Source organism: Lacinutrix cladophorae (assembly GCF_053604645.1).
In genome coordinates this window covers 118,210-142,749 of sequence record NZ_JBSHNR010000073.1, presented here as the reverse complement: position 1 = coordinate 142,749, position 24,540 = coordinate 118,210, and the positions used below count along the sequence as shown (strand labels likewise).

25 protein-coding genes are annotated in these 24,540 nt (G+C 31.4%); 12 read left to right on the top strand and 13 right to left on the bottom strand.

All coding sequences use genetic code 11. From position 1 onward, the window contains the following. The first annotated feature begins 3 nt into the window (after nucleotides 1-3). Nucleotides 4-624, top strand: coding sequence for a WbqC family protein (locus ACVC3Y_RS02720; RefSeq protein ID WP_303425919.1), 621 nt, complete (start codon nucleotides 4-6; stop codon nucleotides 622-624). Next, complete coding sequence (locus tag ACVC3Y_RS02715; protein WP_452226037.1) at nucleotides 624-932, top strand: DUF6122 family protein; 309 nt, start codon at nucleotides 624-626, stop codon at nucleotides 930-932. Before ACVC3Y_RS02720 ends, ACVC3Y_RS02715 begins: the two co-directional genes overlap by 1 nt. 12 nt (nucleotides 933-944) lie before the next feature. Here the strand turns inward: ACVC3Y_RS02715 and ACVC3Y_RS02710 are convergent, their stop codons facing one another. The 8 genes from ACVC3Y_RS02710 to ACVC3Y_RS02675 all read right to left on the bottom strand — a co-directional run bounded on the left by ACVC3Y_RS02710 (nucleotide 945) and on the right by ACVC3Y_RS02675 (nucleotide 7,526). Then, complete coding sequence (locus ACVC3Y_RS02710; protein ID WP_303425915.1) at nucleotides 945-1,970, bottom strand: endonuclease/exonuclease/phosphatase family protein; 1,026 nt, start codon at nucleotides 1,968-1,970, stop codon at nucleotides 945-947. Between the two features lie 46 nt (nucleotides 1,971-2,016). Continuing rightward, nucleotides 2,017-2,880 carry a rhomboid family intramembrane serine protease gene (locus ACVC3Y_RS02705; protein ID WP_452226036.1) on the bottom strand — a complete coding sequence of 288 codons (864 nt, stop codon included), beginning with the start codon at nucleotides 2,878-2,880 and terminating at the stop codon, nucleotides 2,017-2,019. Further along, nucleotides 2,880-3,650, bottom strand: coding sequence for a rhomboid family intramembrane serine protease (locus ACVC3Y_RS02700; protein ID WP_303425913.1), 771 nt, complete (start codon nucleotides 3,648-3,650; stop codon nucleotides 2,880-2,882). Before ACVC3Y_RS02700 ends, ACVC3Y_RS02705 begins: the two co-directional genes overlap by 1 nt. A 49-nt stretch (nucleotides 3,651-3,699) precedes the next feature. Next, nucleotides 3,700-5,553 (bottom strand): DNA mismatch repair endonuclease MutL, encoded by a 1,854-nt coding sequence (mutL, locus tag ACVC3Y_RS02695; RefSeq protein ID WP_452226035.1) that lies wholly within the window; start codon nucleotides 5,551-5,553, stop codon nucleotides 3,700-3,702. A gap of 3 nt (nucleotides 5,554-5,556) precedes the next feature. Continuing rightward, on the bottom strand, nucleotides 5,557-5,838 hold the full coding sequence (locus tag ACVC3Y_RS02690) for a riboflavin synthase subunit beta (RefSeq protein ID WP_303425909.1): 282 nt from the start codon (nucleotides 5,836-5,838) through the stop codon (nucleotides 5,557-5,559). A 13-nt stretch (nucleotides 5,839-5,851) separates the two neighbouring features. Then, complete coding sequence (locus ACVC3Y_RS02685) at nucleotides 5,852-6,067, bottom strand: hypothetical protein (RefSeq protein WP_452226034.1); 216 nt, start codon at nucleotides 6,065-6,067, stop codon at nucleotides 5,852-5,854. 181 nt (nucleotides 6,068-6,248) lie between these two features. Next, nucleotides 6,249-6,731, bottom strand: a complete 483-nt coding sequence (gene ribH, locus ACVC3Y_RS02680) for a 6,7-dimethyl-8-ribityllumazine synthase (RefSeq protein ID WP_303425906.1) — start codon at nucleotides 6,729-6,731, stop codon at nucleotides 6,249-6,251. 24 nt (nucleotides 6,732-6,755) lie between these two features. After that, entirely contained in the window at nucleotides 6,756-7,526 is a 771-nt protein-coding gene (locus ACVC3Y_RS02675) for a tetratricopeptide repeat protein (protein WP_452226033.1), read from the bottom strand. Between the two features lie 133 nt (nucleotides 7,527-7,659). Here ACVC3Y_RS02675 and recF point away from each other — a divergent pair, with 133 nt between their 5' ends. The 4 genes from recF (at nucleotide 7,660) to ACVC3Y_RS02655 (ending at nucleotide 9,768) form a co-directional block, all read left to right on the top strand. Beyond that, nucleotides 7,660-8,739 (top strand): DNA replication/repair protein RecF, encoded by a 1,080-nt coding sequence (gene recF / locus ACVC3Y_RS02670; RefSeq protein ID WP_303426012.1) that lies wholly within the window; start codon nucleotides 7,660-7,662, stop codon nucleotides 8,737-8,739. After that, entirely contained in the window at nucleotides 8,736-9,167 is a 432-nt protein-coding gene (locus ACVC3Y_RS02665) for a hypothetical protein (protein WP_452226032.1), read from the top strand. Before recF ends, ACVC3Y_RS02665 begins: the two co-directional genes overlap by 4 nt. Nucleotides 9,168-9,198: 31 nt before the next feature. Then, a complete protein-coding gene (locus tag ACVC3Y_RS02660; RefSeq protein ID WP_303425902.1) occupies nucleotides 9,199-9,495 on the top strand; it encodes a DUF721 domain-containing protein in 297 nt (98 codons plus the stop codon). A gap of 81 nt (nucleotides 9,496-9,576) precedes the next feature. Further along, entirely contained in the window at nucleotides 9,577-9,768 is a 192-nt protein-coding gene (locus ACVC3Y_RS02655; RefSeq protein WP_183488476.1) for a cold-shock protein, read from the top strand. Nucleotides 9,769-9,920: 152 nt separating this feature from the next. On the opposite strand, the gene ACVC3Y_RS02650 is transcribed toward ACVC3Y_RS02655, so the two are convergent. Then, on the bottom strand, nucleotides 9,921-12,470 hold the full coding sequence (locus ACVC3Y_RS02650; RefSeq protein WP_452226031.1) for a M4 family metallopeptidase: 2,550 nt from the start codon (nucleotides 12,468-12,470) through the stop codon (nucleotides 9,921-9,923). A gap of 115 nt (nucleotides 12,471-12,585) precedes the next feature. After that, complete coding sequence (locus ACVC3Y_RS02645) at nucleotides 12,586-13,005, bottom strand: nucleoside-diphosphate kinase (protein WP_303425899.1); 420 nt, start codon at nucleotides 13,003-13,005, stop codon at nucleotides 12,586-12,588. Between the two features lie 89 nt (nucleotides 13,006-13,094). Between ACVC3Y_RS02645 and ACVC3Y_RS02640 the strand changes: the two genes are divergently transcribed. From ACVC3Y_RS02640 to ACVC3Y_RS02630, 3 genes are read left to right on the top strand one after another with little or no spacing between them, the layout of a single operon-like run. After that, nucleotides 13,095-14,114 carry a DHH family phosphoesterase gene (locus ACVC3Y_RS02640; protein WP_303425898.1) on the top strand — a complete coding sequence of 340 codons (1,020 nt, stop codon included), beginning with the start codon at nucleotides 13,095-13,097 and terminating at the stop codon, nucleotides 14,112-14,114. Continuing rightward, complete coding sequence (gene gldI / locus ACVC3Y_RS02635) at nucleotides 14,107-14,652, top strand: gliding motility-associated peptidyl-prolyl isomerase GldI (RefSeq protein ID WP_303425896.1); 546 nt, start codon at nucleotides 14,107-14,109, stop codon at nucleotides 14,650-14,652. The genes ACVC3Y_RS02640 and gldI overlap by 8 nt, the downstream gene beginning before the upstream one ends. 22 nt (nucleotides 14,653-14,674) lie before the next feature. After that, on the top strand, nucleotides 14,675-15,856 hold the full coding sequence (locus ACVC3Y_RS02630) for a peptidylprolyl isomerase (protein WP_303425893.1): 1,182 nt from the start codon (nucleotides 14,675-14,677) through the stop codon (nucleotides 15,854-15,856). A 67-nt stretch (nucleotides 15,857-15,923) separates the two neighbouring features. Here the strand turns inward: ACVC3Y_RS02630 and ACVC3Y_RS02625 are convergent, their stop codons facing one another. Beyond that, nucleotides 15,924-17,384, bottom strand: a complete 1,461-nt coding sequence (locus tag ACVC3Y_RS02625) for an aminoacyl-histidine dipeptidase (RefSeq protein WP_303425892.1) — start codon at nucleotides 17,382-17,384, stop codon at nucleotides 15,924-15,926. Between the two features lie 109 nt (nucleotides 17,385-17,493). Here ACVC3Y_RS02625 and ACVC3Y_RS02620 point away from each other — a divergent pair, with 109 nt between their 5' ends. Then, nucleotides 17,494-18,561: a DUF3810 domain-containing protein gene (locus ACVC3Y_RS02620; protein ID WP_452226030.1), complete on the top strand. Its 1,068-nt coding sequence runs from the start codon at nucleotides 17,494-17,496 to the stop codon at nucleotides 18,559-18,561. A gap of 43 nt (nucleotides 18,562-18,604) precedes the next feature. Beyond that, a complete protein-coding gene (locus ACVC3Y_RS02615) occupies nucleotides 18,605-18,937 on the top strand; it encodes a hypothetical protein (RefSeq protein ID WP_452226029.1) in 333 nt (110 codons plus the stop codon). A gap of 89 nt (nucleotides 18,938-19,026) precedes the next feature. On the opposite strand, the gene ACVC3Y_RS02610 is transcribed toward ACVC3Y_RS02615, so the two are convergent. Together ACVC3Y_RS02610 and ACVC3Y_RS02605 are read right to left on the bottom strand one after the other, a co-directional pair. After that, a complete protein-coding gene (locus tag ACVC3Y_RS02610) occupies nucleotides 19,027-19,827 on the bottom strand; it encodes a DUF6503 family protein (RefSeq protein ID WP_452226028.1) in 801 nt (266 codons plus the stop codon). 108 nt (nucleotides 19,828-19,935) lie between these two features. Beyond that, nucleotides 19,936-23,700: a T9SS type A sorting domain-containing protein gene (locus tag ACVC3Y_RS02605; RefSeq protein WP_452226027.1), complete on the bottom strand. Its 3,765-nt coding sequence runs from the start codon at nucleotides 23,698-23,700 to the stop codon at nucleotides 19,936-19,938. Between the two features lie 37 nt (nucleotides 23,701-23,737). Between ACVC3Y_RS02605 and ACVC3Y_RS02600 the strand changes: the two genes are divergently transcribed. Continuing rightward, nucleotides 23,738-24,538, top strand: coding sequence for a TrmH family RNA methyltransferase (locus tag ACVC3Y_RS02600; protein WP_303425882.1), 801 nt, complete (start codon nucleotides 23,738-23,740; stop codon nucleotides 24,536-24,538). Nucleotides 24,539-24,540: the final 2 nt, after the last annotated feature.

Genomic DNA, 24,540 nt, shown 5'->3' with positions numbered 1-24,540 from the left:
CAAATGAACATCCTTATACATCCAACTTACTTTCCTAATATAGCACATTTTGCAGCTATGCTTCAAGCTAATAATGTTGTATTTGAAATGCACGACAATTACCAAAAGCAAACCTATAGAAATAGAAGTTTTATTTATGGTGCAAATGGCAAATTACAACTAAGTGTACCTGTAATATACTCGCAAAAGGAAAGACAAAAATACAGCGATATTAAAATTCATAATGCCGAAAAATGGCAAACCTTACATTGGAAATCTCTAGAATCTGCTTATAGAACCTCTCCTTTTTTTGAATTTTACGAAGATGAATTACAACCTTTATTTACACAAAAAGCAGAATTCCTTTTAGACTTTAATTTAAAATGTTTTGAAACCATTTTAGAATGCTTACAACTGGATATAAAATCTTCGGAAACGGAAATTTTTCAAAAAGAAATTACAGACCAATCCGACTTTAGATATTTGGTAAACTCTAGAAAAGAACCAAATTTCAATTTTGATAATTACACACAAGTATTCAACGAAAAACATGGATATATTTCTAATTTAAGCATCTTAGATTTACTTTTTAATGAAGGAACAAATGCTATAAATTATCTAGAAAATCAGTTTAAACATCTATAATGCTGCAATCTTTTTTACATTATGGAATTCACTTTGGTTTCCCATTACTAATTGCACTTCTCTTTTATAAAAGCAATTGGAAAGTTACCTATTTAATACTGGCTTCTGCAATTATTATAGATGTAGATCATCTACTAGCAACACCAATTTTTGAAGCAAATAGATGTAGTATAAACTTTCATCCGTTACATACCTATTACGCAATGATCGTTTATGTGTTGTTATTACTTCCTAAAAAAACAAGATTAATCGGACTTGGTTTATGCATACACATGCTTGCAGATTATGTAGATTGTTCTTTTATGTAATTCTAAAAAAGACTAATCCACTAAAGACAACTTAGTCATTACAGGAAAATGATCGGAGTAATGCACATCATAGGTTTTAAAAGTATCTACTTTAAAATTTTTATCTACTAGAATAAAATCAATTCGTGTAGGAAAAAATTTAAAATCATAGGTTCTACCAAAACCATTTCCTGCTACTTTAAAAGCATCTTTTAAACCTTCTTTAATTTCTTTATATACATAAGAAAATGCTGTATTGTTAAAATCGCCACTAACAATTACTTTGTACTTACACTGCTTTTTATGCTTTAAAAACAATTCGGTTTGCGTTTGTTGCATTTCAAAAGATTTCCCAATACGCCTTACTAAACGCTCCGAATCTTCTTGCGATATAGTTTCCACCTTAGTATCGATTTTTAAAGATTGTAAATGCACATTATATACACGAATAGTATCTTTTTCCTTTACAATGTCTACAAAAATGGCATTATTAGAAGTATTTGGAAAAGCAACAGAACCTGAATTTATTATTGGATATTGTGAAAAAATTGCTTGTCCGAATTTAATTTTATTACCTGTAAGTTTTTCAAATTTATATTTAAAAAAAGACAAATCTATATTTTCTTTAGGATGGTATTCTTGAAAACTAACTACATCAGGAGCCTTTTCTTTAATAAAATCAATTAGTTTCAAATCGGTATTGTCTTCTTCAATCCAATGATATAAATTAAAAAGTCGCACGTTATAATTCATAACGGTAAGACTACTCGCTTTAGCTACTTCTACTTTGTTTGAAAATTTATACAAAGAACCAAAAGACATATAGCCAATAACTAGAACGAATAAAGATAAAAAGAACTGTTTTTTAATTTTTAATAACCAGTATAAAAAAAATAATACATTTACTAAAATTAAAAAAGGCACACCTAAACTTAAGACAGATAAAATTGAAAATGTTTTTGGAGGTACAAAAGGCAACACATAAGAAAGCAATAAAAGCGTAGCAGCAACAGAGTTGAAGAAGAATACTATTTTATTTATAAAATTTAAATTTTTCATGTGCTGTTTAAAACGTAAACATGTTTACTACTTATTGACTACTGTTCTACTTACCTGCTCTAAACAATAATTCTTTTTCTTCTTTGGTTAAACTTTCGTAGCCACTTTTGCTTATTTTATCTAAAATAATATCAATTTGCTTCTGGTTATTAAACTCTTTAAATTCATCTTTAGTATAGCCCGCAACCTTACTTTTATTTTTATGAACTGTTTTTAATTTAGAAGGATTTTTCTTAAAAAGATTTGCAAAACGATCCATAACTCCTTCAAAACCTTTTCCTATATCCTTTCCTTTAGTTAGTTGTGTTGCGTAAAAATAACCAAGAATAGTTCCTCCAAAATGTGCTAAATTCCCTCCTGCATTTCCGCCAAAAAGACCAATAAAATCTAAAATAATAATAGCAAAACCTACGTGTTTTAATTTAATATTAAAGGTAAAGAAACGCAAATCCATATTAGGCATATAAGCACACATAAAAATTAGCAAAGCTCTAACAGCTCCAGAAGCACCAACTAATCGATGACCAGCGCTAAATACATCTGGCAATAATGCGTAGCCTAATAAAAAAACGAGGCCACCAAAAATAGCACCCAGAAAGTACACATTTAAAGCTAGTTTGGTGTTAAATAAATTAATAAACATTCGACCTATAAAATATAGCCAAAGCATATTAAACAACATGTGTATAAAATCATAATGCACAAAAGCATAACTAATAATACTCCATGGTTGTTTTAAAAAAGTAAAAAAATCACTAGGCAGTTCTAACCAAGACATACTAGATGCTGTATTTAATACAAATCTTAAAACTTGCGCTATAATAAAAACAAGAATATTAACAGCAATAAGCTTTTCAAACACATTAAGCTGCGTTAATTTTTGTTTAATGTCCTGATTTAGATTTGTCATTAATCCCAACGATTTTGATTAAACTGATTTTTTTTCCAATACCACATGATTATAAATCCTGTTATAGCACCACCAACATGTGCCATATACGCTGTATTACTTGGACTAAAGAAAGATTGTCCTGAGATTGCAGAAATAACATCTAATAAAATAATTCCTGGAATAAAATATTTTGCCTTTATAGGAATTGGTAAAAAAATCATCATCAGTTTTGCTTCGGGATTCATCATACCAAATGCTGCAAGAATTCCCATAATACAACCAGATGCTCCAACCATTGAAGCATTGTAAATAGGAAAAGCTTGTTTTAGATTTACTAATTGTGCATCAGTAATACCAGAAATAGTTTCATTAGAAGTAAACATTTGCACCAATTGATCATTTGTTAATCCAGAAGCAATCAATTCATCATATAAAGGAATATAACTGAAATAGTAATACCCCAATTGAAACAATACGGCTCCTAAACCTGCTGAAATATAGATAAACAAAAATTTCTTACTTCCTAAAACCTGCTCTACAGAAGAACCAAACATCCATAAAGCAAACATATTAAAACCTAAATGCATTAGACTTAGATTTTGCAAATCTGCACCACCATGCATAAACATGTGCGTAATAATTTGCCAAGGTTGAAATGCTTCATTTTTAGGAAAATATAAAGCAAACCATTCATAAAACAATTGTCCTCCACCTACAAACAAAGTACCAATAAACATTAGTACGTTTATGATAATTAAATGTTTTACTGTATCTGTTATTCTATTCATCAAAAACTTGTTTTTATTCCCTTGAAAAAGGGAATCCTCTTATTATATATTATAAAAATTTTCTATCCAACTCATCCATAGTCATAGTAACAAAAGTTGGCCTATTGGTTGGTGAAACATTAGGCTCTTTACAAGCAAAGAGTTTATTCACCAAATGTTCTTGTTCTTGTAAACTTAGACTTTGTCCGGTTTTAATTGCTAGACTTTTAGACATCGACTTTGCTAATAAATCGGTTGCACTAAAATTACTATCTGGCACTTCATTTTCCACATCGCTAATAAGCTGTTCTAAAATGATTGAAACTTCACTTTCTGGAACACTTACAGGAACTCCTGTTATTTCGATACTATCTGTATGAATGGAAGCAAACATGAAACCTGTGTGTTCTAAATCTTCTTTAACCTGATTTATAATTGTAATTTCTTGCGATGAAAAATGCAATTGCAGTGGAAATAACAACTGTTGACTCATCGCTTCTTTTACCGTTAAATTTTTCAAAAAATCTTCGTACAGTACTCGTTGATGCGCTCTATGCTGATCGATAAGTAGCATTCCAGATTTCACCTTACTAATAATATATTTATTATTTAGTTGATAGGTAGATTGCTGTTGCTCTACTTCATTTTCATTAGTAAACATAGAAGCAGTTTGTTCATCGCTTTCAAAATGTACTTCGCTAAAATCCTGTTGTGTTTTCGTGCTTTTAGACTCTAAACCAACATATAAACCTTCCCAACTTCCAGCAGTTTCCTTTTTATAAGAAACTTGTGGTTTTGTTCTTGTTTCTTTTTCTTCTTGAAAAGGATTAAAACTTCTGTCTACTTCTATTGTTGGAGTACTTGCCCCTTTATTTTTAAAACCATAAGGGGTGTCTAAATTTGCATCGCGTTCAAAATCTAAAACAGGAGCTATATTAAATTGTCCTAAACTGTGTTTTACAGACGAACGTAAAATTGCATAGAGGGTATGCTCATCGTCAAACTTAATTTCGGTTTTTGTTGGATGAATATTAATATCAATAGTTTGCGGGTTTACCTGTAAGTTTAAAAAGTAACTCGCATGTGCGCCATCTTTTAATAAACCTTCAAAAGCCGATGCAATAGCGTGGTTTAGATAGGCACTTTTTATAAATCTATCGTTTACAAAAAAGAATTGTTCTCCTCGCGATTTTTTGGCGTATTCTGGTTTACCTACAAATCCTGAAATCTTTAATACTTCGGTATCTTCTTCTACAGGAACTAATTTTTCATTGGTTCTGTTTCCAAAAATATTTACAATACGTTGCCTATAATTACTTTCTGGTAGCTGAAAAGATTCCGATCCATTATGATACATCGCAAATGCAATATTAGGATGCGCTAGTGTAACACGATGAAATTCGTCTATTATATGACGCAATTCTACGGTATTCGACTTTAAAAAATTGCGTCGTGCAGGAATATTAAAAAACAGATTTTTTACTGCAATAGAAGTTCCTTTAGGAGCTACCACTACTTCCTGTTCTACAATTTCGCTGCCTTCAATAATAATACTTGTTCCAACTTCTTCCCCTTCTTGTTTGGTTTTTAATTCTACATGAGCAATAGCAGCAATACTTGCTAAAGCTTCACCGCGAAAGCCTTTGGTATTTAATTGAAAAAGATCATCTGCGGTACGAATTTTGGAAGTTGCATGACGCTCGAAACTTAAACGAGCATCTGTTGTACTCATTCCTTTACCATCATCAATCACTTGAATTAGGGTTTTACCAGCTTCTTTTACAATTAGCTTAATACTTGTAGCTTGTGCATCTATTGCGTTTTCTAGTAATTCTTTTACTACTGAAGCAGGCCGTTGTACTACTTCTCCAGCTGCTATCTGGTTTGCAACATGATCTGGTAAAAGTTGAATAATGTCTGCCATAAATTATTTTGAAAAGAATATAGATAAATCGAAATCTATAATAAACAAAAATACAAAGATGAGAATAGCGATTATAATTAAAACGCGTTTATTTGCTGTTTTATCTTCGTTGTGTTTATAATCGTTTAGTGCTGAAACTAACTTCGATTTAAGTCCGCCTTGACTACCAACTGTTTGCCTATGGTCATCAAATTTATGTTTAATTTCATAAGGATTTCCTTCCCCTTTAAAGTGTTGCGGTGTATAATCAAACTTTTTATTTTGTCTTGTTTTAAAAATTCCCATAATGTTTGCTTTATTAGTAACGACTTAAAATGTATAAGAGTACTAACACAGCTATCAAAAACAACACCATAAGAGGTAAGCTTGAAAAAAAAGTGCTTTTACGTTTAGAAGTACCACGAATTTCTTCCCATTTAGAAGCTAGTTCTTCTTTAGGGTTTTGCTCCTGTTCCGTTTGGTGTCTTGGAGTGTAGTTAAACGATTTGTTTCTGCGCTGTTTAAATAAATTCACTGTAAAATTAAAAGTACGTTACCTTTCAAATTTACTTAATTTACAAGGAAATATTGGTTTGAAAGTGCTAAAAAATGTTAACAAGATTCAATTAAGCTTGTTTCTTTATAAACTTGTAAAAAAGCAAAATAGTTTTGTAAAGTCTAAGCCTTCGATTGCAAACCCGACTATGCGCTAAAAACTAAAGCGTATTTAGTGCAGCCATTTTAATAGCAGCCACAGCAGCTTCTGTACCTTTATTGCCATGAATTCCGCCAGAACGTTCAATACCTTGTTGCATGTTCATATCGGTAAGCACGCAGAAAATTACGGGTATATCGTGTAAAACATTTAAGTCTTTAATACCTTGAGAAACTGCTTCACAAACAAAATCAAAGTGCTTTGTTTCACCTTGAATTACGCTTCCAATTGCAATTACTGCATCTACATTATATTGTTGCATTTTTTTTGCTCCAAAAATAAGTTCGTAGCTTCCAGGAACATTCCAACGAAGTATATTTTCTTCTGTTACACCGTTTTCAATAAGTGTGTTATATGCGCCTTCAAATAAACCTTCGGTTATATTATCATTCCATTCTGAAACAACAATCCCAAATCGAAAATCTTTCGCATTTGGGATTGTGTTTTTATCGTAATCGGATAAATTTTTATTTACTGTTGCCATATTTTTTTCCGCGAAAGCGGTAATTTATTTACTAGCCAACACTTCTGCTTTGCCAATAAATACATCAATATTTGTAGCTTCTGTAGCAGAAGAATATTCTTCTTTAATTTTAGTAAAATACTTTAATGCTTCAGTAGCTTTTCCTAAATCTAGAGCTATAACACCAGCTTTGAATAAATACATTGGTGAAGTTAATTCGTTGTTACGCAATTCTGCTGCTTGAACATAATAGCCTAAAGCATCCTCTTTTTGGTTTAATTGAACAAATGCATCACCAATTGCACCTTTAGCAATAGGTCCAGTAGCTTCGTCTTTCCCTGTATAATTACCTAAATACGAAACTGCATTTTTGTAATCTTTCATGTTTAAGTAAGCCATTCCTGCATAATAATTTGCAAGATTAGCAGCGTCTGTTCCACTGTGTTCTGATATAATATCTAACATTCCATACTTACCTTCTCCTCCATTTAATGCTAGATTAAATAAAGAATCTTTGTCTGCGCCAGTTACCGCTTCGTTGTAATATTTTTGCGCTTGAAACATATCGTTCATCGCTTCTGTTTGAGCAGGTTTTGAAACAAATTCTTTGTAACCTAAATAACCTAACACACATACTGCAACTATACCAATAATTACAAAAATGTATTTTTGATTTTTAATAACCCAATCTTCTGTTTTAGAAGCTGTTTCATCTAGTGTATTAAAAACTTCTGCAGTTGTTGAGTTTTCTTCTTCTACTTGAACTTCTTCTACTTTAGTTTTCGGTTTATATCCTCTTTTCTTGTATGTTGCCATTATATTCTTAATTATTGCGAGGCAAAAATAAAATTTTTCTTCAGAAATAAGGTTTATTTATTTGTTATTTTTCAATAATTTGCAAGACATTTTAAGAAAACAACTTCTAGAATTACGTTTATCTAACTTTTTTATGATTTTAAAATCACTTTCTCTACTTAATTACAAGAATTTTGACAGCATTTCTTTTTCATTTAATGAAAAAATAAATTGCATTGTTGGCAACAATGGCATAGGGAAAACCAATATTTTAGATGCAATTTATCATCTGTCTTTTGGTAAAAGTTATTTTAATCCTGTTGCTTCTCAAAATATAAAACACAATGAAGAGTTTTTTGTAATTAATGGCGATTATGAAAAAGAAAATAACACAGAAAAAGTTGCGGTTAGTTTAAAAAGAGGTCAGAAAAAGGTAATTAAACGAAATAATAAGGCTTACGAAAAATTTAGCGAGCATATTGGTTTTTTGCCTTTGGTGATTATTTCGCCAGCAGATAGAGATTTAATTACGGAAGGAAGTGACACAAGACGTAAATTTATAGATAGTGTGATTTCACAAAGTGATAAGACTTATTTAGACGATTTAATTAAGTATAATAAGATTCTAGCGCAGCGCAACTCTTTATTAAAATATTTTGCTCTAAACAACACTTATAATCAAGACACAATAGAAGTTTACAACAATCAGCTAACCGATTATGGAACACGTATTTTTAAAAAGCGAGATACTTTTTTACAAGAGTTTATTCCTATTTTTAAATCGCGTTATGAAGCAATTAGCAATAATAATGAAACCGTAGATTTGGTATATAAAAGTGATTTATTTGAAGGAGATCTCAACACTCTTTTAATGCGAGTTATTAATAAAGATAAAGCACTTCAGTATACAAGTACAGGAATTCATAAAGACGATTTAGTTTTTAATATAGAAGCGCATCCTATTAAAAAGTTTGGAAGTCAAGGGCAACAAAAATCATTTTTAATAGCTTTAAAATTGGCGCAATTCGATTTCATTAAAAAACAAAGTGGTGTAAATCCTATTCTACTTTTAGATGATATTTTTGATAAGCTAGACGAACAACGCGTTGCACAAATTATTAAGTTAGTAGATGATGAAAATTTTGGGCAATTATTTATTAGCGACACACATGCAGAACGCACCGAAAATGCTGTAAAACAAGTACACCAATCTTTTGAAATTTTCAAGCTATGAAACCATACGCATTTTTATTTTTAACACTATTTATTTTTAACTGTTCGCCAAATCCGGAAACTTTTATTCCTCATATAAATGGATATTGGGAAATTGATGAAGTGATTTTACAAGACGGAAGCAAAAAAGACTACAATTATAACGATACTATTGATTATTTCGAAATAAACGATAGTTTCACAGGAATTAGAAAAAAGTTAAAACCGAATTTCATTGGTACTTTTGAAACCTCTAAAGATGTAGAAAACATAAAGGTTATAATAGAAAACGACAGTTTAAATATATATTACACAACACCTTTTGCTACTTGGAAAGAAAGCATTTTGTTAGCAACTACAGAGCAATTAAAAATAATAAACCAGAATAAGGACGTATATTTATATAAGCGTTATCTACCTTTAGATTTAGGTGAAATAAATACTAATTAAATAAATATTCCCACTTACGTGGGAAGTAAACATGGCAAAACGGAATAATGAAAACCTAAGTATAGCAGATGCTTTAAAAGAGTTTGTAGAAACTAACAGACTAGAAAAAGGCTTAGACAAAGTTAATGTAGCCGAAGCTTGGGCTAACTTAATGGGAAATGGTGTAAACAATTACACAACAGCAATACAATTAGAACGAGATACTTTATATATACAATTAAGCTCTAGTGTTTTACGCGAAGAATTGAGCTATGGTAAAGAAAAAATAATCAAAATGCTTAATGAGAGTCTTGGAAAAGAGGTAATTAAGAAACTAGTCTTAAGATAAATTACAAATAATTACAGTTTATTAAATTTATTGGCACTATATTTGCCTTAATAGAATTAATTAATATTTAATATTTTAACAATGAGTAAAGGAACAGTAAAGTTCTTCAACGATACCAAAGGATTTGGTTTTATCACAGAAGAAGGTTCAAACAAAGAACATTTTGTACACATTTCGGGATTAATCGATGAGATTCGTGAAGGCGATGAAGTTGAGTTCGAATTAACAGAAGGAAAAAAAGGATTAAACGCAATAAACGTAAAAGTTATCTAATATATACGCTTATCTTTTTAGAACAAAAACGCAACCAATAGGTTGCGTTTTTTTGTTTTGCATTATGTTCTAATTTACAGGGAACATCAAATAGAAAAGCACAACGATTATAGTTGTGCTTTTCTATTACAATTATAATAATACGATTACGATTACTCTTTAACAAGCTTAATAACTGCTTTACTTTCTGAAGAAGCAACTGTCATAAAATAAATACCAGAAGCTAAATTAGATATATTGATATCTTTTTGCTTTTGCATATTGGTTAAATCTATTTGCTTAATAAATCTTCCATTGATATCATGAATACTAGCAGTACTTAAATTTATGTTTTGCGTTTTAAGAATTGTAAATAAACCATTAGATGGATTTGGATACACTTTTATACTGTTATTTAAAGCTTCAAAATTTGTAACAGATAAAGCTTTATCACAATTATAAATTACCACATCATCTAAATACCAACCTACTCTACCATTACAACCATCTGTACCTAATTCCCATCGAAATTTAACAGTACTATTTGCTCCTACTCCTATTGCCGATAAATCTATAATACTTTTTCCCCAACTACCTCCTATACTACCTCCGTTGGTTCCTGTAAAAGCTTCTTGACCTTGCAATGGATTATCATTTCCATTAGTATTTAAGGTATTATTATATGGATTATGTGTAAATGCAGAACTTGGAACAATATTCCACAAAAGACCATTAGTAACACTATATTTTATATTTCCACCATCCCATTGCGATTCTGTAGCAACATAATGATCGAAAGCCATTTCAAAAACACCCTCTGTAAAATCTGGTAATGTGATTAATGGACTTTCTAATCTAATTATTCCGTTTTGTAAATCTGTTGCACAATCACCATTTACAGGATCAGCACCAAAAACAGCTTGTCCATTTCTACCGTTAGGTAAATTAGTATCTAGACTCCATGGTCTAGACTCCCAAGTTGCAGCATTGCTTGGTAATTCGGTAGCTACCCAATTTCCTAAACCAGATTCCCAATCTTCAAAAAACACAGCATTATTAGTCGCAGGCTCACATAATTCTGGTACTTCTTGTAAAATCGCTGTAAAATTACATTGTTCTGGTAAGATACGAATCTCAACAGCCAAAAGCACTTTTACTAATTCGTCATAATCTGCAACTGTAATAATTTCACCAGAAGCTCCTGCTGTAGTGTTTGTAGTCACTAATTCAGGAAGATCTATTCCTATTAAATCTATACAAGAAGTTTCTAAAGCATCTGCTAAAACCGAAAAATCGCTTGTAGCACTTAGATATATACTTTGAGCTCTCCAAAAAATATGAGCCGCTTTAGTAAACCCAATTCCGTTAATAGTTTGTCCATTATAAGTTCCTCCATCTACTAATAAAGCGTAGGCATGATTTGGTACTCCAGAGTTAACATGTACTCCACCAGAATCACTATCGGAACAGTGATACTCAGCATCTGTAAGCTTACCTGGATCTCCGTTACAGGTAGGATCCCAAAGATCACGAATTGCAGCACTAAAATAAGTAGCGTCTTCTCCCATTCTCCATCTATCTGAACTCGAACAGCCCGTTCTTAAAGAAAAATCTTCTCCTTCATCTTCATAATTATTTAACAAATCAATAGTTTCTCCCCAAATGTCAGAATAAGATTCATTTATTGCTCCAGCTTGCCAAGCATAAATTAAACCACTTGTGTATTCGGTATATGCGTGCCCCCATTCATGCGCAATGACATCATCGGCTGCTGTACCATCACGATAGTTTGTGGTAGAACCATTCCAACTTGCATTTGCAACATTTGGATCGTTGTTAACCGTTCGCATTTGAGCCCCAGAACCATCATAAGAATCAAAACCAAAAGTATTATTAAACAAATAATATACTTGTGCTGAAGTTTCTACTTCATTTAACTGCCAGTTTGATAAAGTTCCTGGTAAGGCATCTCCTTCTTCCCAAACAATGTTTGAGGTATTATCTTCATAAACAATTCGATGTAAAGCATTAGCCATTCCTGTAAACTGCTCAACTATTTCTTGAGAATGTGCATCGACAAAAACAAACTCTCTTACATCTACATCATTTCTAATTTCCACTTCATAGACAAGATGTTTTGAAGTGTAATTTCCTTGAGCCAATCCTTTTTGAAAAACATATAATGTGTTTTTATTTACTTTTAAAGGTTTACGAGAAGTATTTATATTTTGTTTCCCTACAGCTTCCATAGCGACACTACTCGCTGTTTCTTTTGGTATATTTGGTAACGCTGAAAGTTTAATATTTGGAATGAAATTTCCATTAATAGAAGTTAGTTTATTGTCACTATTAAAATGAAACTTTAATTGACCATCATATACAGCAACCCCATTATAAACCTGATTAAATGTTATGTGTTGAAACCCATATGTATCCGTTTTTGTTCCTTCAACAATAAAAGAATCTTCCACTGAATTCATATTAAATATTCCTTTATATTTTTCTAGAAACTGAAATACTTTTTGTTCTAATGTTCCCCCTTCTAAGACTAAAGGATTTGCAGATTGAAACTTAACGAAATTTACAATTTCAGTATTTTTATTAATGGTAACAATTGCATTTGTTTCATTTACAAACGAAGCAATACTCTTTTGTATTTCTTGCGCATTAGCAGTAATCGCTAACAAGAAGAAAAGTAATAAAAGTCTGGAAGATTTTTTCATTATATTTTTTTTTATAAAGATACTACAACTTATTTAAAGTTTAAACTTAGCTAAATTATAGAAACAAAAAAGCCTGCAAATTGCAGGCTTTTTTAATAATTGTTATGTGAATTTCCTAGAACATTTCTCTTCCAGAAAAATGGAAAGCACCTTCAATAGCTGCATTTTCATCACTATCACTTCCGTGAACAGCGTTTTCACCAATAGATGCTGCATAAAGTTTACGTATAGTACCTTCTGCTGCGTCGGCAGGGTTAGTTGCACCAATTAAAGTTCGAAAGTCTTCAACTGCATTATCCTTTTCTAAGATAGCTGCAACGATTGGTCCACGTGTCATGTACTCTACTAACTCTCCAAAAAATGGACGTTCGCTGTGTATTGCATAAAATGCTTGCGCATCAGCAGATGTCATTTGTGTTAACTTCATTGCTACGATTTTAAACCCTGAAGCTGTGATTTTTTCTAAAATTGCACCAATATTCCCTTTTTCAACAGAATCTGGTTTAAGCATTGTAAATGTTCTATTTGTTGCCATTTTTTAAATATAATTTTTTTTGCAAAAGTAATGTATTTCTTCATAAAAACAATATAATCCATTATTAAAAAATTGTATCTTCGCTACCTATGAAAAAACAAGACATTAGTAACATTAAAACACTTTTACAATCCCCAAAAAAAATTGTAATTGTTCCTCATAAAAACCCAGATGGAGATGCTATAGGATCTACATTAGGACTATATTTATATCTATTAAAATATAATCATGAAGTTTGCGTTATTGCTCCAAATGATTATCCTGATTTTTTAAAATGGATGCCAAGCGAAAACACTATTTTAAAATATGATATGCAAACTAAAACGAGTGATGCTTTAATACATCAAGCAGAAATTATTTTCACTTTAGATTTTAATGCCTTAAATAGAACGGGAGATATGGAGGCTATTCTTGCTAAAAGTGAAGCCCTAAAAATAATGATAGATCATCACCAACAACCCGATGATTATGCATTATACACCTATAGCGATGTACGCATGAGTTCTACTTGCGAAATGGTTTATAATTTTATAAATATGCTAGATGATATAACTAAAATTGATGCAGATATAGCAACATGTTTATACACAGGAATTATGACAGACACTGGGTCTTTTAGGTTTTCTTCAACAACTTCTACAACACATAGAGTAATTGCAGACTTAATAGACAAAGGAGCACAAAATGCACAAATACATAATGCTATTTACGATACTAATAGCTACAACAGATTACAATTATTAGGGTGTACCTTGAGCAATCTAAAAATTTTACCAGAATACCGAACTGCTTATATCACACTTTCGCAACAAGAATTAAACAATTTTGATTACAAAAAAGGAGATACGGAAGGATTTGTAAACTATGCATTATCTCTTCAAAACATTATATTTGCAGCAATTTTTATTGAAGACCAAAAACAAAGTATCATAAAAATATCGTTACGATCTAAAGGGGACTTTTCTGTAAACGAATTTTCAAGAGCACATTTTTCAGGTGGAGGACATACTAATGCAGCAGGAGGTAAAAGCGATACAGATATGAATAAAACCATTGAAAAATTTATTAGTATATTACCAAGCTATAAAAAGGCTTTAAACAATGAATAAATTTGTAATATTATCATTTTTTTTAATACTATTCGCATCTTGTAAATCACCAGAAGCAAGAAGGCCCATTTCTGCTACTTCTGGTTCTTTTATTGAAGAGTCTGTTGCTAGAAACAAAGAGCTTTTTGCTAAAGAACAAGTTAACATAGAAGCCATAATGGATAAAAATCCAGAGAATAACTATGTAGCTTCGCAAAGCGGTTTCTGGTATTATTATAACACGAAGATAGAAGACAGTATTATAAAGCCTAAATTTGGTGACATTGTAAATTTTAATTACAACGTAAAAACTTTAAATGGAAACTTAATTTATTCTAAAGAAGAATTAAAAACCCAAAACTATGCGATGGATAAGCAAGAACTTTTTACTGGTTTACGTGAAGGTTTAAAACTTATGAAATCGGGAGAGACTGTTACTTTTCTTTTTCCATCACCAAAAGCATATGGTTATTATGGAGACAATAATAGAATAGGAACAAGCATTCCTTTAATATGTGAAGTAACCGTAAATTCAATAACTCAAAATCAATCTAATTAACATGAATTTTTTAAAACAAACTATGAAAATTTTTATTCTAGCACTTTTATTAAGTGTTACCTCTTGCCAAGACAAATATCCAGATCTTGAAGATGGTCTTTATGCAGAATTTGTAACCAACAAAGGTACAATGGTCGCTAAATTATATTTTGAACAAGCTCCTGTTACCGTTGCTAATTTTGTAGCATTAGCAGAAGGTACACATCCAAATGTTACCGATTCTTTAAAAGGAAAAAGATTCTATAACGGAATAACTTTTCACAGAGTGATAGATAAATTTATGATTCAAGGAGGTGATCCAACAGGAACTGGATCGGGAAATCCTGGTTATAAGTTTACAGATGAATTTAACCCAGATTTAAGACATGACAAACCGGGAATATTATCTATGGCTAATTCTGGAGCAAATACTAATGGTAGTCAATTTTTTATAACAGAAGGTCCTACACCAAACTTAGATGCATTTGATGCACAAGGAAACTTAAAAAAATGCGACAATCCTAGAGTTAGTTGTCATGCTGTTTTTGGAGAAGTTGTTTTAGGTTTAGAAGTACAAGATAGTATCTCTAATGTTCAAATTGAAAAACCAAGCAATAAGCCTTTTATTGATGTTGTTATAAATGAATTAAACATTATTAGAAAAGGAAAATTAGCAAAAGCATTTGATGCTCCTAAAGTATACACTGAAGAATTACCTAAAATTGACGAAAGAACTAAAAAGTTAAAAGAAGAAGCAGCAGCAAAACTTAAAGAACAAGCAAAAGTTGCTACCGAAAATTTCTTAAAAAAGAATGAAGCTAAAAAAGGAACTATAAAAACACTTCCTACTGGTTTAGTAATGATTGTAGACGAAGCTAAAAATGGTGTAAAACCAACAGCTACAGACAAAGTACTAATTAACTACGCTGGTTTCTTTGAAGATGGTAGATTATTTGATACCAGTTGGGTTCAAGTAGCTAAAGACAACGACCAATACAACGAGCAACGTGATAAAAAAGGTGGATACAAACCATTTCCAATGATATATAACGAAACGGCAACTCTTGTTCCTGGATTTAGAGAAGCAATGCTTAACATGAATGTTGGTGATAAAGCTCACGTTTTTATTCCTAGTTATTTAGGTTATGGCGAAAACGGAATGGGGCCTATACCTCCAAACACAAACTTAGTTTTTGATTTAGAGATAATGGGAATTCAAAAGTAATTAAGAATTCTATTTTATAAAAAAAGCAGCTCGATGAGCTGCTTTTTTATTTTCTATTATTTTGTATTTACTTTTTAGGAATCTCTTTTAAAATTTCTAAAACAAACTTCCAATATTTTTGAGCCGAAGAAATACTAGCTCTTTCGTCTGGAGAGTGCGCTCCTTTAATTGTTGGCCCAAAACTAATCATTTCCATTTCTGGATAATTTTGTCCTAGAATTCCACATTCTAATCCTGCATGACATGCAGCAACATGTGCTTTTTCGCCATTCATTTTTTCGTATAAACCATCTAACACTTTTAGTATAGACGAATCCATATTGGGAGCCCAACCAGGATAATCGCCAGAAAGCGCAACTTCACAACCTGTAAGCTCAAAAGTTGCACGAAGCGTATTTGCTAAATCGTCTTTAGAACTCTCCACAGAACTACGTGTTAAACAACCAATTTTAATTGCGCCATCTTTAATAATAACTCTTGCAATATTATTTGATGTTTCTACTAAGCCAGGAATGTCTGCACTCATTCGGTACACGCCATTACAAGCTGCATAAATAGCTCTTGTAACCCCTTCTTGCACCCCTAAATCCATTATGGTTTCTGGTGTATCGATTTTAGAAACCGTAATTTCTAAATCTGGCTCCATTGTTTTAAATTCGGTTTTAATCGTATTTGCCATTTCTGCCATTTCTGCTATAAAAGCATCTTCATGAACTGCATCAATAGCCACTATAGCTTTACTTTCTCTTGGTATAGCATTACGCAAGCTACCTCCATCAATTTCAGAAATACGTAAACCGAAGTTTTCAAAACCATCAAATAAAACACGATTCATGATTTTGTTTGCATTTCCTAAACCTTCATGAATTTGCATCCCAGAATGCCCGCCTTGCAAACCATTAACTACAATAGAAAAACCAGTTTTAAATTCTGGAGTTTCTTCCTCAGCATATGTTCTTGTTGCTGTAATATCAATTCCACCAGCGCAACCTACACCTATTTCATCATCTTCTTCGGTATCTAAGTTTAATAAAATTCCGCCTTCCAGCAAACCTCCTTTTAATCCCATTGCTCCAGTCATTCCAGTTTCTTCATCAATAGTAAACAATGCTTCAATTGCAGGATGAGGAATATCTGTACTTTCTAAAATAGCCATGATAGTTGCAACCCCTAAACCATTATCTGCACCAAGCGTTGTTCCTTTTGCACGAACCCAATCTCCATCTACATACATGTCAATTCCCTGAGTATCAAAATCGAATGTAGTATCTGCATTTTTTTGGTGTACCATATCTAAATGCGATTGCATTACAATGGTTACTCTATCTTCCATTCCTGCTGTAGCTGGTTTTTTTATAATTACGTTTCCAACGGCATCTTCTATTACTTCAAAACCTAATTTGTTTCCAAAATCTTTCATAAACGCGATAACACGCTCTTCTTTTTTGGATGGTCTTGGTACAGCATTTAGATCTGCAAATTTGTTCCAAAGTTGTTGTGGCTCTAATTGTCTTATTTCTGAATTCATCTCTTTATTTTATTTGAAAGTGTAAAGATACAAATAGTCTTAGAAGAAACCTTGCCAGTTTTTAAATCCTACAAGGAAACTATTACAAACATTTGCTTACTTTTGAAAGATGCTGAAAAACCCAAAACCTTATATTGCTTTTTCTATACTTCCACTTTACTTTATGGTGAAGTTACTTTCTGGTTATCCTGAATTTATAGAAACCTATTATAGTAACGGGTTATATCCAATAATCTCGAATATTTTCAGATTTACTCTAGGTTGGATACCGTTTTCTTTTGGCGATTTATTTTATGCTTTTTCCATAATTTATGGCATTAGATGGTTTATAATTAATAGGAGAAGAATTAGAAAAGACACGAAAAACTGGCTATTAGACGTTTTTGCTGCCATTTCAATAATTTACTTTGCTTTTCATCTTTTTTGGGCAATGAACTACTATCGATTACCATTACACAAAAACCTAAATCTGAAAGCAGATTACACTACTGAACAATTAATAAGCGTTACAAAAGAGCTCATTAAAAAATCAAACAAATTACATCTTGAAATTACAAAAAACGATACCATTAAAGTAGAAATGCCATATAGTAAAACCGAATTATTACTACAAGTTCCAAATGGTTATACTATTTTAGAAAAAGATTTCCCGCATCTTTCTTACCATACTAAAAGCATAAAAAAATCACTATTTAGTTTACCTTTAACCTATATGGGATTTTCTGGTTATTTAAATCCGTTAACTAATGAAGCACAAGTAGATGCTTTAATTCCAAAATATAAATTTCCAACCACAGCCTCGCATGAAGTAGCGCATCAATTAGGTTATGCAAAAGAAAACGAAGCTAATTTTATTGGCTTTTTGGCAGCCATAAACAACGAAAACATCTATTTCAATTATTCTGGTTTCACCTTTGGATTAAAACATTGCTTATTAGAAATTTATCGAAGAGACCCAGTAATCTACGAATCATTATTAAAATCAATAAATTCTGGAATTATTAAAAACTACCAAGAAACACAAGCTTTTTGGGATAAGTATCAAAATATTACCGAGCCCATTTTTGAAACGGTGTATTCTAGCTTTTTAAAGGCTAACAATCAAAAAGGAGGAATGCAAAGTTACAGTTATGTGGTTGCGCTTCTAGTAAATCATTATGACAAGGAAACTTTATAATTCGATATAATTTTCATAAATTAGTAGGTGTAATTCATTAATTATGAAAATAAAACTAACCTGCTTGACACTTTTACTTAGCGTTATTTCTTTTGCACAAACACTAGAGTTAAAGAAAATAAAAAAAGAAAACTACTCTCTTTTTGACAGCTATACTTTTGAGAACATATACACTTTAGAAGAAAATTTAAAAACAACAGCACCTTTTAAAAATTTTGAAACGATTACAAATCGTAACTTGGTATTTATTCCTCAAAATTTTAATAGAAATACGGCATATCAAGATTTTTCTAAATACTTTTTAAAATACGAATTACAAAAAGTAATGTTAGAAATTCCTGGATTAGATAGACCTATTGATCCTAATCCAAATTAAAACCAGTCGCTTACTAGCAACAATTTACAATATAAAAAAAGCGAGCAATAATTTAATTATTACTCGCTTATTTATTGTTAATAAACATGTTATTCTACAAATTCTCCTTTTTCAGGTTTTGCAAATGTACTAGAACCTTTAGCTTCATCACTAAGCTGAACATCTATAAATGCTGTACTCTTTTTAGCATCTGTTGGCTTATCGTCTTTAAAACCATAACCTACAATTGTTTTTGGTAATAGTAAACCGTTTATTTCTTGCCAATTGTTGTACCTTCTAAAATGTAATTCTTTTTTATCAATTCCTGGGACAAAACTAACAGTATACCCTAACCACTCCATTTGATATGTAGTTGGATTATAATATAAAACGTAACGATCTTCTGGTGTTTCCCCTACTCCAGCATTATATGTTACTTGTATTCCTGGGTAAGTAACACCTTCAAAAACTAAAGGTTCTGCATCCGCATAATTAATTCCGTCGTCAGAAAGAATAAAAGGCATCGCATAGAAATAGAACATTAAGTTATATTTAAACTTCGCCATTTTCCCGTTATAATCTCCTTTTGTTTTATTTAAAAACCATGCTTTTTCACCATCAAAACCTATACTTTCTTTTGGATTATCTACTAATCCTTCTCTTGAAATTAAGTTGGTAGTTATCACTTCTTTTCCATCTGGCTTTTCCATAGTAAAAACTAAGGATTTCATAGATTTCCATTTCTCTATTCCGCCATGTGCATCCAGTACTTTAATTAGATTATCGGGATAAGTAACAACTGGTGTTTCTACTACTTCTTCTACTGTTTTTGTAATTTCTTCTGTTTTTGTGTTTTGCTTACATGCCGAGAAGCTAATTAATAAGGCAATAGCAAAAATGTAATTTTTCATCAATGTGTTTTTTTTGGTTATTTTTTTTAGTCGAAAAGTAAAAATAAACATTACAAAAAAAGCTTCCGTAGAACGGAAGCTTTTATAACTTAAATTTAACGTATCTATTTACTCTATCATTAATTTTTCTACCATTTTGAAGCTCTCCCCTTTAAATTCTATAAAATACATTCCTTGTGAAAGATTAGACACATTAAAACGAATCTTATTGTCACTAGAAGCTACACTTGTCTTACTTACTAATTTACCTTGTAAATTATAAATGCTAATTAAAATATCTTCCGCTACAGCGTTGTTAAACACAACATGAACATTACTATTGGCTGGATTAGGATACATGGTATAACTTACTGCAGTAAATGCATCTACAGAAAGCGTTGTAACAAATTCGCTCTCAAAAACATTTGTTGTAATTGCAGGATTAAAATCGAAATAAATATCTGCTACATTTGGTATAATATCTCCTTCTTGATAACCTGCTAAAGGCTTCACTTTAAAATACACAAAACCATGACTGTTTGGCTCATCCATACTTTCACTTGGCAAATTAATGTCTTCAAATTGCCAAGTTAAGTTATTAGCTACTCTTGTTACCATATAATCATGACTAGCGCTAAGCATCTTAAAGGTACTTGCATCTAATTGTGCATCTAAAACATCTTCTACCCTAATATCTAAAGCTTCAGCTGTTCCTAAATTTTGAAAATTAATGGTGTAGTATAAATAGTCTTGATCTGTGAAATCATCTAGCTTGATTTCTGGCCCATGCGATTCCAGTTTATTATTAGGATCGTAGGAGTTCACAACATCCTGTGTTATAGAAGATGTATTATTATCTAAATTTAAATCGGTTTCGCTGTAAACTACAGTGTTTGTAATAACATCTCCAATATTTAAATTTGTAGGAACATTAAGTGCTATATAAAACTGTTCTTGATTTCCAGGAAGTAAATTATTAAAATTTAATATAAAACCAGTTGCAGTATTGGTAATACTATTGCCTGCGTTTAAATTATAAACAGCATCAAGAGTTACTAATGCATCATGAGTAAATTCAACCGAACCAGAAACTGGCACGCTTCCTAAATTTTCTATTACTAAAGTATTATTATAAATAACCCCTGGTCTTGGCGCTGTATTAGCGCTTAAATACACTGCAACATCACTACAGTTTGAAATTAAAGTTAGTGGAAAATTTACTTCGGAAATTTCGTTATCCATAATAACAACATCTTCCACTAATATAAAGGTTTGGGATAAACAACTGTTATATTCTTCAAACATTGTAAAACCAATATCATAAGTATCTCCTTCTTGAGAGTTTGGAATTACAAAACTTCCCGAAGAAGAGTTCACATAATTTATAACACCATCGTTGTTTACTTCGTATGTAAATACGCCATTACTGAAATTTACTTCGGAAGCATCAAATATGGAATCGCTATTTTCATCAATAAATGCATTTACTTCTATAGATCCCGATTCTACATAACAGAAAACATAAAAATCTATTTCGGTGAAATTATTCGTTTCACAACTAATGGAACCATCAGATTGAATAATTATAGTTAAAGAATCTCCAGAAGATGTAAATGTTAACCCTGTTAAATCCCCATTGTTTCCATAAGGGTTTGCTTCATTTAAATTAGTAACTCCATCCGAATCTAAAACAACTAATTCGTCATAATTAACTTCAACTTGTCCTGCATTAAATATTACGGTTAAAGGCACACCATTATCGTTACTATAAGTATAGGTCACAACATCATTAGTATAACAAAAGGTTACATTTTCTTCGCAAGAAACTTGACATATCTCTACTTCCAGATCTAAAGTAGTATAAGAAACACATCCCACATTTAAGTTTTCTACTCGTACAAATACTGTTTGTGCGTTTGGTGTTGTATTATAATATTCGGTGCTATTTAATGCATTAATTCCTGTTGCTGCATCTGCTTCTATTTCGTGGTATGTTATTAAATAAGAATTAGGATCTAACCCTTCTAAAATCTCTGCATCTTTTTCATTTAAACGAAACACATAAAAACCATCTTCTGCACCATCAAAATCACATACTGTTAATGGAGTTGGAGTACTAAATGTAGCACCATCTTCTACTTGAATTAGAAAACTACCATAACTTAAGCAACCTGAATTTACATCTTGTGCTCGAACAAAAATAGTTTGTGGATTACTTATATTGGTATAATTATCTGCTGGAAAAATAGGATTATTTTCATTCACTGCATCTTCTTGAGATGTAAAGAAAATCACTTCTGGCTGTACACTCGTATTAATATTTTGGTATACATGTGAAACTAAATCAAAAGACGCTGTTGCATTAGTACCACATTGAACTAAGTCTGCCACATTAGTTAAATCAACACCATTATCTACATTTAAAAAACAAGATGAAATACTGTAACATCCATTTATAGCATCTTCTACTCGAGCAAATATTTCTTGATTATTTGCTATTGTATTCACATAGATATCAGATAACATGTTTTCTGCATTCTCTGCGTCTATAACTGTTTCATAATAGGAAACTAAATAATTGGTATTTCCTTGGGTTAGTTCATTATTAAAATCTGGTAAATTAAAAGTTGCGTATCCATCTTGTCCACAAACAATAACATCTACATAAATTGCTAATGGTGAATCTTTAACTATTAAATCAAACATCTTGGTTTCATAACTTCCTGTATTGCTATCTTCTACACGAATATATATCGTTTCTGGATTAGCTATATTAGTATAAGTTTCTTCATTTACAATAGTATTTGTTGCATTTTCTGCATCTTCTAAACTAAGATAATAGCTTAACAGACTACACGTATTTCCTCCAGTAATTAAATCTGCTTGAAGTGTTAAATCAAAGAATACCGTTTCGTCTGGTGTAGCACAAACTTCCATATTACTAGGATCTTCACCTTGATAAGTAGCGTATATAGTGATATCTTCAGTTACGGTTTCATAAGAAGCTGTGCTGGGATTATAATAACTTACTTCTGCGGTATAAACCTCTTCTGCAGTAGGACAAACATTAATACTTATGGTATTACTAATTAAAGTCCCACTAGCATCATACCAAGCATATTCATTTTCAAAAGTTGTTCCACTAGGATTAAAACGCCAAGCTTCATTTACAGTTTCCCAAGCACCTGTATTTCTTCCTGGAGGTACAATAGCCTGAGTTCCTTCTGGGTTTTGAATCCCTAAAACAGCAACTCCACCATTCCAATTGGTACATATTGGTTTGTTTTCAATAAACATTTCAATAATACCTGTCGATTCATATAAGACTACCATTTGTGTTGTCGTTAAATCATTACAACTAAACATAGGCATATTATAGTAACTTATAACCACTGCTCTATTTGGAGCTACACCAATTACTCCCCAATTAATTTCACTATTATTTTGATTTGCCGGATCCATATCTTGCATTGGAGTAAAAATATTTGCTTGGCTAAATGCATCATTAGTATTATTTGGTAAGGTTTCTGAAAAATTCCATGCATGATAATCGGATTCATTTTCCATTTCAAAAGATATAGCGCCATTTCCACTAACTAACAGTTGAGAATAAGTCTCGCCAAAAAAATCAAAATCAAAAGGTAAATTAATAGTATCACTCCAAGAGTCATCTGTATTATTAATATTATTAGCTAATCCAAAAAAATCAGATGGTGGATTATAAGCTATACTCTGAACCGTATAATTTTCTGTTGCTAAAGCATTATAGTAATCTATAGTTAATTCAGAACAATTTGTAGCACATTCTACCTCTTGAGAAATAAAGGATATTTGCGAATAATGATTTACGCTAAATAAAATGGTAACGTATAATAAGAGTAGTTGTTTCTTCATAATAGTGTAACTTTGTGCATACAAGATAAGTAAATTTATGGCTTTTAAACAAATAACTAGCACGCAAAACGCTTACATAAAAGAACTTGTGCTTTTAAAAGATAAATCTAAAAACAGAAAACAATCTGGATTGTTTTTAATTGAAGGAGAACGGGAAGTTTCTTTAGCCTTAAAAGGAAACTATACATTGGAAACGATTGTTTTTTACCCTGCGTTATTTTCTGAAGAGAACCTGAACGAGCTAAACGTAACAGATGTTAACTGCATAGAAGTCTCTAAAGAAGTATATCAAAAACTAGCATACAGAAGTACTACAGAAGGCATTATTGCTATTGCAAAAGCAAAAGAATCCTCTATTAATAACTTAAAATTTAAGACTTCAAACCCTTTACTTTTAATTGCTGAAGCTCCTGAAAAACCTGGAAATATTGGTGCTATTTTACGTACTGCAGATGCAGCAAATGTAGACGCTGTAATTATAGCAAACCCTAAGACAGATCTTTATAATCCCAATATAATTCGATCTAGCGTTGGCTGTATTTTCACCAACCAAATTGCCACAGGAACAACAGAAGAAATTATTACTTTTTTAAACAATAACAACATTGCTATTTATAGTGCAATTTTACAAGAAGCTGTAAATTATCACGAACAAGATTACACCAAAGCATCTGCAATTGTAGTTGGTACTGAAGCAGATGGCTTAAGCGAATCTTGGCGAAAAGCATCTAAACAAAATATTAAAATACCAATGCAAGGTGAAATAGATTCTATGAATGTTTCTGTTGCTGCAGGAATATTAGTTTTTGAAGCAAAAAGACAAAGAAATTTTAAGTAAAA

Excerpts from the sequence above, each read along its gene's own strand:
- ACVC3Y_RS02720 (WP_303425919.1), top strand. The coding sequence starts at position 4 with ATGAACATCCTTATACATCCAACTTACTTTCCTAATATAGCACATTTT.
- ACVC3Y_RS02715 (WP_452226037.1), top strand. The coding sequence starts at position 624 with ATGCTGCAATCTTTTTTACATTATGGAATTCACTTTGGTTTCCCATTA.
- ACVC3Y_RS02710 (WP_303425915.1), bottom strand. The coding sequence starts at position 1,970 with ATGAAAAATTTAAATTTTATAAATAAAATAGTATTCTTCTTCAACTCT.
- ACVC3Y_RS02705 (WP_452226036.1), bottom strand. The coding sequence starts at position 2,880 with ATGACAAATCTAAATCAGGACATTAAACAAAAATTAACGCAGCTTAAT.
- ACVC3Y_RS02700 (WP_303425913.1), bottom strand. The coding sequence starts at position 3,650 with ATGAATAGAATAACAGATACAGTAAAACATTTAATTATCATAAACGTA.
- mutL (WP_452226035.1), bottom strand. The coding sequence starts at position 5,553 with ATGGCAGACATTATTCAACTTTTACCAGATCATGTTGCAAACCAGATA.
- ACVC3Y_RS02690 (WP_303425909.1), bottom strand. The coding sequence starts at position 5,838 with ATGGGAATTTTTAAAACAAGACAAAATAAAAAGTTTGATTATACACCG.
- ribH (WP_303425906.1), bottom strand. The coding sequence starts at position 6,731 with ATGGCAACAGTAAATAAAAATTTATCCGATTACGATAAAAACACAATC.
- ACVC3Y_RS02675 (WP_452226033.1), bottom strand. The coding sequence starts at position 7,526 with ATGGCAACATACAAGAAAAGAGGATATAAACCGAAAACTAAAGTAGAA.
- recF (WP_303426012.1), top strand. The coding sequence starts at position 7,660 with ATGATTTTAAAATCACTTTCTCTACTTAATTACAAGAATTTTGACAGC.
- ACVC3Y_RS02665 (WP_452226032.1), top strand. The coding sequence starts at position 8,736 with ATGAAACCATACGCATTTTTATTTTTAACACTATTTATTTTTAACTGT.
- ACVC3Y_RS02660 (WP_303425902.1), top strand. The coding sequence starts at position 9,199 with ATGGCAAAACGGAATAATGAAAACCTAAGTATAGCAGATGCTTTAAAA.
- ACVC3Y_RS02655 (WP_183488476.1), top strand. The coding sequence starts at position 9,577 with ATGAGTAAAGGAACAGTAAAGTTCTTCAACGATACCAAAGGATTTGGT.
- ACVC3Y_RS02650 (WP_452226031.1), bottom strand. The coding sequence starts at position 12,470 with ATGAAAAAATCTTCCAGACTTTTATTACTTTTCTTCTTGTTAGCGATT.
- ACVC3Y_RS02645 (WP_303425899.1), bottom strand. The coding sequence starts at position 13,005 with ATGGCAACAAATAGAACATTTACAATGCTTAAACCAGATTCTGTTGAA.
- ACVC3Y_RS02640 (WP_303425898.1), top strand. The coding sequence starts at position 13,095 with ATGAAAAAACAAGACATTAGTAACATTAAAACACTTTTACAATCCCCA.
- gldI (WP_303425896.1), top strand. The coding sequence starts at position 14,107 with ATGAATAAATTTGTAATATTATCATTTTTTTTAATACTATTCGCATCT.
- ACVC3Y_RS02630 (WP_303425893.1), top strand. The coding sequence starts at position 14,675 with ATGAAAATTTTTATTCTAGCACTTTTATTAAGTGTTACCTCTTGCCAA.
- ACVC3Y_RS02625 (WP_303425892.1), bottom strand. The coding sequence starts at position 17,384 with ATGAATTCAGAAATAAGACAATTAGAGCCACAACAACTTTGGAACAAA.
- ACVC3Y_RS02620 (WP_452226030.1), top strand. The coding sequence starts at position 17,494 with ATGCTGAAAAACCCAAAACCTTATATTGCTTTTTCTATACTTCCACTT.
- ACVC3Y_RS02615 (WP_452226029.1), top strand. The coding sequence starts at position 18,605 with ATGAAAATAAAACTAACCTGCTTGACACTTTTACTTAGCGTTATTTCT.
- ACVC3Y_RS02610 (WP_452226028.1), bottom strand. The coding sequence starts at position 19,827 with ATGAAAAATTACATTTTTGCTATTGCCTTATTAATTAGCTTCTCGGCA.
- ACVC3Y_RS02605 (WP_452226027.1), bottom strand. The coding sequence starts at position 23,700 with ATGAAGAAACAACTACTCTTATTATACGTTACCATTTTATTTAGCGTA.
- ACVC3Y_RS02600 (WP_303425882.1), top strand. The coding sequence starts at position 23,738 with ATGGCTTTTAAACAAATAACTAGCACGCAAAACGCTTACATAAAAGAA.